The 7072-nt window shown below is 68.1% G+C and carries 8 protein-coding genes; 6 read left to right on the top strand and 2 right to left on the bottom strand.

All coding sequences use genetic code 11. The features are described from left to right. The 5 genes from AC1D01_RS15115 to lspA form a co-directional block, all read left to right on the top strand. The coding region (locus AC1D01_RS15115; protein WP_477867567.1) for a bifunctional riboflavin kinase/FAD synthetase at positions 1-876 on the top strand (876 nt) is incomplete at its 5' end. A gap of 90 nt (positions 877-966) precedes the next feature. Further along, on the top strand, positions 967-3825 hold the full coding sequence (ileS, locus tag AC1D01_RS15120) for an isoleucine--tRNA ligase (protein ID WP_477867569.1): 2859 nt from the start codon (positions 967-969) through the stop codon (positions 3823-3825). 20 nt (positions 3826-3845) lie between these two features. After that, the gene (locus tag AC1D01_RS15125) at positions 3846-4067 is read left to right on the top strand and encodes an addiction module protein (RefSeq protein WP_477867571.1); all 222 of its coding nucleotides are present in this window, start codon (positions 3846-3848) and stop codon (positions 4065-4067) included. Continuing rightward, on the top strand, positions 4067-4369 hold the full coding sequence (locus AC1D01_RS15130; RefSeq protein ID WP_477867573.1) for a type II toxin-antitoxin system RelE/ParE family toxin: 303 nt from the start codon (positions 4067-4069) through the stop codon (positions 4367-4369). The genes AC1D01_RS15125 and AC1D01_RS15130 overlap by 1 nt, the downstream gene beginning before the upstream one ends. Before the next feature lie 2 nt (positions 4370-4371). After that, complete coding sequence (gene lspA / locus AC1D01_RS15135; RefSeq protein WP_477867575.1) at positions 4372-4863, top strand: signal peptidase II; 492 nt, start codon at positions 4372-4374, stop codon at positions 4861-4863. 29 nt (positions 4864-4892) lie between these two features. Here the strand turns inward: lspA and AC1D01_RS15140 are convergent, their stop codons facing one another. Together AC1D01_RS15140 and AC1D01_RS15145 are read right to left on the bottom strand one after the other, a co-directional pair. Beyond that, entirely contained in the window at positions 4893-5753 is an 861-nt protein-coding gene (locus tag AC1D01_RS15140; RefSeq protein ID WP_477867577.1) for an alpha/beta fold hydrolase, read from the bottom strand. Positions 5754-5836: 83 nt separating this feature from the next. Continuing rightward, positions 5837-6466: a CGNR zinc finger domain-containing protein gene (locus AC1D01_RS15145; protein WP_477867579.1), complete on the bottom strand. Its 630-nt coding sequence runs from the start codon at positions 6464-6466 to the stop codon at positions 5837-5839. Between the two features lie 230 nt (positions 6467-6696). Between AC1D01_RS15145 and AC1D01_RS15150 the strand changes: the two genes are divergently transcribed. After that, positions 6697-7072: SDR family NAD(P)-dependent oxidoreductase (locus AC1D01_RS15150; RefSeq protein WP_477867581.1), on the top strand; the 376-nt coding region annotated here is incomplete at its 3' end.

Genomic DNA, 7072 nt, shown 5'->3' on the forward strand with positions numbered 1-7072 from the left:
GCGCAGCACCGCGGGCTGCCCTCGTGCGTGATGACCTTCGAGCCGCATCCGCGCGACTACTTCGCCCGCGCCGCCGGCAAGCCGGAGCTTGCGCCGGCACGCATCGCGACGCTGCGCGACAAGCTCTCCGAGCTGGAGCGCTGCGGCATCGACCAGGTCGTCGTGCTGCGCTTCGACCATGCGCTCGCGTCGCTGTCGCCCGAGGCCTTCATCGTCGACATGCTGGTGCGCGGCCTGGGCGCCCGCTACATCCTGGTCGGCGACGACTTCCGCTTCGGCGCGAAGCGGGCCGGCGACTACGCAATGCTCGATGCCGCCGGCCCGGCGCAGGGTTTCGACGTCGCCCGCATGAAGAGCTACGAGGTGCACGGGCTGCGGGTGTCGAGCTCGGCGGTGCGCCAGGCGCTGGCCGACGGCGACATGGCGCAGGCCGAATCGCTGCTGGGCCGCAGCTACAGCATCAGCGGCCACGTGGTGCACGGCCGCAAGCTCGGCCGCGAGCTGGGGTTCCGCACGCTGAACCTGCGCTTCGCCCATGCCAAGTCGGCCGCGATGGGCATCTACGCAGTGCGCACCCACGGCCTGGGCGAACAGCCGCTGGACGGCGTCGCGAGCCTGGGCGTGCGCCCGACGGTGGAAGACGCCGGCCGGGTGCTGCTCGAAGTGCATTGCCTCGATTGGCCCGCACGCCTCGGGGCCGAGGGGGCCTACGGTAAACTCGTCCGCGTGGAACTGCTGCACAAACTTCGCGATGAGGCCCGTTTCGACGGGCTGGAAGCCCTGACGGCGGCGATCGAGCAGGACGTGCAGGACGCCCGCGTGTGCCTCGCCTCGTACGCCGCGCAACGCCGCCAGACCACGCGCGACCGAATTTAACGCTCGCCGCTCCTCCCCTTCCTTTCGCGAGCCCCGGCGCCCAGGCGCCGGCACCCTGCCTTCGAGACGCGCCGCGCGGCGCGCAAAGCCATGACCGACAAGACCACGGACTACCGAAGCACCCTCAACCTGCCCGACACGCCGTTCCCGATGCGCGGCGACCTGCCCAAGCGCGAACCGGGCTGGATCAAGGAATGGAGCGACCAGGGCATCTACAAGCAGCTGCGCGACGCCCGCGTGAACCGCCCGCGCTTCGTGCTGCACGACGGCCCGCCGTATGCCAACGGCACGCTGCACGTCGGCCACGCAGCCAACAAGATCCTGAAGGACATGATCGTCAAGGCGCGCCAGCTGGCCGGCTACGACGCGCGCTACACGCCGGGCTGGGATTGCCACGGCCTGCCGATCGAGAACCAGATCGAGAAGACCTTCGGCCGCAACCTCGAACGCGCCGACGTGCAGGCGAAGAGCCGCAGCTACGCCGGCGAGCAGATCGCGCAGCAGATGGCCGATTTCAAGCGCGTCGGCGTGCTGGGCGACTGGGACCACCCGTACCGCACGATGGATTTCGGCAACGAGGCCAACGAGATCCGCGTGCTGAAGCGCCTGATCGAGCGCGGCTTCGTGTACCGCGGGCTGAAGCCGGTCTACTGGTGCTTCGACTGCCACTCGTCGCTGGCCGAGTTCGAGATCGAGTACGCCGACAAGCAGTCGCAGACGGTCGACGTCGCCTTCCTCGCGGCCGAGCCCGCGAAGCTGGCCGCCGCCTTCGGCCTGCCGTCGCTCGCGAAGGACGCGTTCGCGGTGATCTGGACCACCACCGCGTGGACGATCCCCGCCAACCAGGCGCTGAACCTGAACCCGGCGCTCGAGTACGCGCTGGTCGACACCGAGCGCGGCATCCTGCTRCTGGCCGCGGCGCTGGTCGACAAGTGCCTGGAGCGCTACGGCCTCACCGGCACCGTGCTCGCCACCACGCTGGGCAAGAACCTCGACGGCATCACCTTCCGCCACCCGCTGGCCCACGTCGACCCCGGCTACGACCGCGTGAGCCCGGTGTACCTGGCCGACTACGCGACCGCCGACGACGGCACCGGCATCGTGCACTCGTCGCCGGCCTATGGCGTGGACGACTTCAACTCCTGCCGCGAGCACGGGCTGGCGATCGACGACATCCTGAACCCGGTGCAGGGCAACGGCGTCTACGAGGCGACGCTGCCGCTGTTCGGCGGCCAGCACATCTGGAAGGCCGCGCCGCTGGTGGCCGATGCGCTGCGCGACGCCGGCCGGCTGCTCGCCACCTCGAAGCTGACGCACAGCTACCCGCACTGCTGGCGCCACAAGACGCCGGTGATCTACCGCGCCGCGGCGCAGTGGTTCGTGCGCATGGACGAGGGCGACGGCGTGTTCACGAAGGACAAGGCGCCGAAGACGCTGCGCCAGACCGCGCTCGAGGCGATCGGCCAGACCAGCTTCTTCCCCGAGAACGGGCGGACCCGGCTGCACGACATGATCGCGAACCGGCCCGACTGGTGCATCAGCCGCCAGCGCAACTGGGGCGTGCCGCTGCCGTTCTTCCTGCACAAGGCGACCGGCGAGCTGCACCCCGACACGATGGCGCTGATCGACCGCGCAGCCGAGGTGGTGCAGCAAGGCGGCGTCGAGGCGTGGTCGAAGCTGACCGTCGACGAGGTGCTGGGCGCCGAGGCCGGCGACTACATCAAGAGCAACGACATCCTCGACGTCTGGTTCGATTCGGGCTCGACCTTCTTCCACGTGCTCAACGAGAAGGTGGGCAGCCAGCCGGGCACCACCGGCGGGCCGAACGGGGCAGCCGGCCCCGAGGCCGACCTGTACCTGGAAGGCCACGACCAGCACCGCGGCTGGTTCCACTCGTCGCTGCTGATCGCCTGCGCGATGGAAGGCCATGCACCGTACCGCGGCCTGCTGACGCACGGCTTCACGGTCGACGGCCAGGGCCGCAAGATGAGCAAGAGCCTGGGCAACTTCATCTCGCTGCAGGATTCGGTGCAGGAGATGGGGGCCGAGATCCTGCGCCTGTGGTGCGCGGCGACCGACTACTCGGGCGACCTCGCGATCGACAAGAAGATCCTGGCGCGCGTCGTCGACGCATACCGCCGCATCCGCAACACGCTGCGCTTCATGCTGGCCAACACCAGCGATTTCGATCCGGCGACCGATGCGGTGCCGGTGGCGCAGATGCTCGAGATCGACCGCTATGCGCTGGCGCGCGCGGCGCAGTTCCAGGCCGAAGTGCTGAAGCACTACGAGGTGTACGAGTTCCACCCGGTGGTGGCCAAGCTGCAGGTGTTCTGCAGCGAGGACCTGGGCGCGTTCTGGCTGGACGTGCTGAAGGACCGGCTCTACACCGCCGCGCCGAAGTCGCTGGCCCGGCGCAGTGCGCAGACCGCGCTGTGGCACGTGACGCACGCGATGCTGCGCTGGATGGCACCGTTCCTGAGCTTCACCGCCGAGGAGGCGTGGAAGGTGTTCGCGCCGGGGCAGTCGGCGTCGATCTTCATCGAGACCTTCAGCGACACCGCGGCCTGGGCCGATGAGGCGCTGCTCGCGAAGTGGGCGCGCCTGCGCGAGATCCGCGACGTGGCCAACAAGGAGATCGAGGCGCTGCGCAGCGCGGGCCAGGTGGGCTCGTCGCTGCAGGCCGAACTGCTGATCACCGCGGCCGCCGGCGACCACGCGCTGCTCGCGTCGCTCGGCGACGACCTGCGCTTCGTGACGATCACGTCGCAGGCGCGGATCGCCGAGGGTGCGGAGCTGGCGGTGGCCGTGACGCCGTCGGCCGCGACCAAGTGCGAGCGCTGCTGGCACTACCGCGACGACGTCGGCAGCGATGCGCAGCATCCGACGATCTGCGGACGGTGCACAAGCAACCTGTACGGTTCGGGCGAGCCGCGTACAGTCGCCTGATTCCCTTCCAGGAGCGCGCCATGAACCCTTTGTCGCAGTACGCCGCATTGTTCAAACTGCCCGTCGCCGAGCGGCTCGAACTCGTGGAGGCGCTGTGGGACAGCATTGCTGCCGAATCGTCCGCGCAGCCCGAATCGCCGGAGGTCATTGCGCTCGTCCAGGAGCGCATGGCGCGCTACAAGGCCGATCCGGGCAGTGGCATGTCGTGGGAGGAAGCCCAGAAGCGCATGCGCGACGCCTGATGCACGAGCTTGTCCTGACACCGGAAGCCTTCGACGATATCTGGTCGGCGCGCCAGTGGTACGACGAACAGAGCGAAGGAGTGGGCTCCGAGTTCAATGCGGCGATCGGTACGCTGCTGAGAACAATCTGTCGAAACCCGCTGGCCTTTCCCGAAGTCGTCCCAGCCATTCACAGAGCCGTGCTTCGCCGCTTCCCCTACAAGGTGTTCTATATGTTCGACGAGCAGCGGGTATTCGTCGCTCTTGTTATTCACAATGCCCGCGACCCGGCAGTTGCCCTGAATCGCCTTCGCTCCCACTGACCATGCCATTCAAGAAAACAGGTTCCTCGCTGCTCCCCTGGCTGGGCATCGCCCTCGTCATCATCGTGCTCGACCAGCTGACCAAGTCGCTGATCCTCGCCAACTTCGCGTACGGCGACAGCGTGCACGTCACGCCGTTCTTCAACGTGGTCCGGGTGCACAACACCGGCGCGGCGTTCTCGTTCCTGGCCGGGGCGTCGGGCTGGCAGCGCTGGTTCTTCGTCGGGCTGGGCGCGGTGGCCGCCGGCTTCATCGTCTGGATGCTGCGCAGCCACGGCGGCCAGAGGATGTTCGCGTTGGCGCTCGCGCTGATCCTCGGCGGCGCGCTCGGCAACGTGATCGACCGGCTGCTGCACGGCTATGTCGTCGACTTCATCCAGGTGCACTGGGCCGACAAGTTCTTCCCGTCGTTCAACCTCGCCGACAGCGCGATCACGCTCGGCGCGATCCTGCTGATCGTCGACGAGCTGCGCCGGGTGCGCAAGGGCAAGTAGCCCCTGCACCCCGAGAGCCGCCTGCGCCGTCAGGCGAGCTTCGCGAGGAAGCCCCGGATCGCGTCCGCGATCTCCGCGGCATGCGTCTCCAGCGCGAAGTGCCCGGTGTCGAAGAACTGCACCTGCGCGGCCTCGATGTCGCGCTTGAATGCCTCGGCACCCGCCGGCAGGAAGAACGGGTCGTGCCGTCCCCACACCGCGAGCAGCGGCGGCTGGTGCTTGCGGAAGTACGCCTGGAACTGCGGGTACAGCGCCACGTTGCTCGCGTAGTCGAGGAACAGGTCGAGCTGGATCTCGTGCGCGCCCGGCCGCGCCAGGTGGTGGTTGTCCAGCCCGTAACCGTCGGGTGACACCCGGCTCGCATCGGCCACGCCGTGCGTGTACTGCCACAGCGTCGCTTCCGGCGACAGGAACGCGCGCAATGCATCGCGGTGGGCCTGGCTCGGCTCGCGCCAGTAGGCCTGGATCGGATTCCAGCCCTCGCTCAAGCCCTCGTCATAGGCATTGCCGTTCTGCGTGACGATCGCCGTGATGCGCTCCGGGTGCTTCAGCGCCAGCCGCAGGCCGACCGGTGAACCGTAGTCGAACACGTAGATCGCGTAGCGCGTCAACCCGAGCCGTTCGGTGAAACCGTCGATCACCCGCGCCAGGTTGTCGAAGGTGTACGCGAACTGCTCGCGCGGCAGCACGGTCGTCTGGCCGAAGCCGGGCAGGTCCGGCGCGATCACGCGGTAGCGGTCCGCCAGCTTCGGGATCAGGTCCCGGAACATGTGGCTCGAACTGGGGAACCCGTGCAGCAACAACAGCACCGGGGCCTGTGCCGGCCCGGCCTCCCGATACGCCACCTCATGCTCGCCCACGCTCACGCGCCGATAGCTCACGCTCGTCATCTCTTGCTCCTTCGAGTAACCACAAAAATGTGCTCGATCAGGTTAACTTCTCAGAAGTAACCTGTCAAACATCACTGATGAAGTTACGCGCGTTGCGTGAGACGTTCCCGGTGGGCGGCCTGCTTGGCCCGGTTGCCACAAACGGCCATGTTGCACCAGCGGCGCTTGTGGCCGCGCGTCCTGTCGAGGAAGAACAGCGTGCAGGCGGGCCCCTCGCAGGCCTTGACCTGGCTGAAGTCAGCCGTGGTCAGCAGTTCCGCCATCGCCTGGGCGATCGGCAACAGCAGCGCATCCGGCGAGCGCCAGCGCCGCATCGGCAGCCACTGCAGGCCGGCGTCCGCCTCCTGGCCGGGCACTGCGCACACCTGCCCGTATCCCTCGTCGCGCGCCAGCAGCCGGTTCAGCGGTTCCAGCCGAGCCACCGCCTGCGCATCGAGGCGCCGCCCGCGGTGTTCGCGCACGAAGCCGCGAAACCACTCGCGCAGTGCGCGCGCCTGCGCGGCGACGGCATCCAGCTCGCCGGGGCCGGCATGGGCGAGGGTCTCGTCGAGCACGGCTGCCGGCACCAGCCCCGCCTGCCGCAACCAGGCCACCAGGTCCTCGCCCGACGCCAGGTACTCCACCGGCGTGTCCAGCGGCACCGCCACCGAGTTGAGAAAGTCCAGGCCGAGTGCATCGGCAATGAACATCGCGGGAGGTCTGGCATCCGTCATGGCATCACCTTGTGGGTTCGACGTGTCCGAGTCAATAACCGTCAATTCTAATGTTGACAGGTTATTTCAACGAAGATAACCTGCGATCCTCATTTTTTGCGGTTATGCATGGAGGATGCGATGGCAAAGGCAAGCGTGGTTCTGGTTCACGGTGCGGTCACCGCCGCTGCCGCGGTGGTCTCGCTGATACTCGAAGCGGTCGAACACCGCGCCGCCTGAGGAGCACCATCATGTCGAATTCAGTCGTGATCGTGACCGGCGCCAGTTCCGGCATCGGCAAGGCAACCGCCTTGCGCCTCGCGAAGGACCATGCCTGCGTGGTGTTGTGCGCACAGCGCCAGGACGCGCTGGAAGCCGTGGCTACGCAGATCCGTGCGATGGGAAAGCAGGCCCTCGTGGTCGCCGCGGACCTGAGCCGGCCCGAGGCCGCGGACACCGTGGTCGGCGCCACGCTGCAGGCCCACGGACGCATCGATGCGCTGGTCAACGTGGCCGGCGCGGTGCCGGGCCTGGACCTGTTCGCGATGACCGACGCGCAATGGGACAGCGGCATGGCGCTGAAGTTTCACGGCGCGCGCCGGTTGACGCTGCGCGCATGGGAGGCCC

Source organism: Rhizobacter sp. P3_B12, from assembly GCF_056402895.1.

What these genes read in the sequence shown, in the direction of transcription:
- AC1D01_RS15125 (WP_477867571.1), top strand. Translation starts at nt 3,846, where the DNA reads ATGAACCCTTTGTCGCAGTACGCCGCATTGTTCAAACTGCCCGTCGCC.
- AC1D01_RS15130 (WP_477867573.1), top strand. Translation starts at nt 4,067, where the DNA reads ATGCACGAGCTTGTCCTGACACCGGAAGCCTTCGACGATATCTGGTCG.
- lspA (WP_477867575.1), top strand. Translation starts at nt 4,372, where the DNA reads ATGCCATTCAAGAAAACAGGTTCCTCGCTGCTCCCCTGGCTGGGCATC.
- AC1D01_RS15140 (WP_477867577.1), bottom strand. Translation starts at nt 5,753, where the DNA reads ATGACGAGCGTGAGCTATCGGCGCGTGAGCGTGGGCGAGCATGAGGTG.
- AC1D01_RS15145 (WP_477867579.1), bottom strand. Translation starts at nt 6,466, where the DNA reads ATGACGGATGCCAGACCTCCCGCGATGTTCATTGCCGATGCACTCGGC.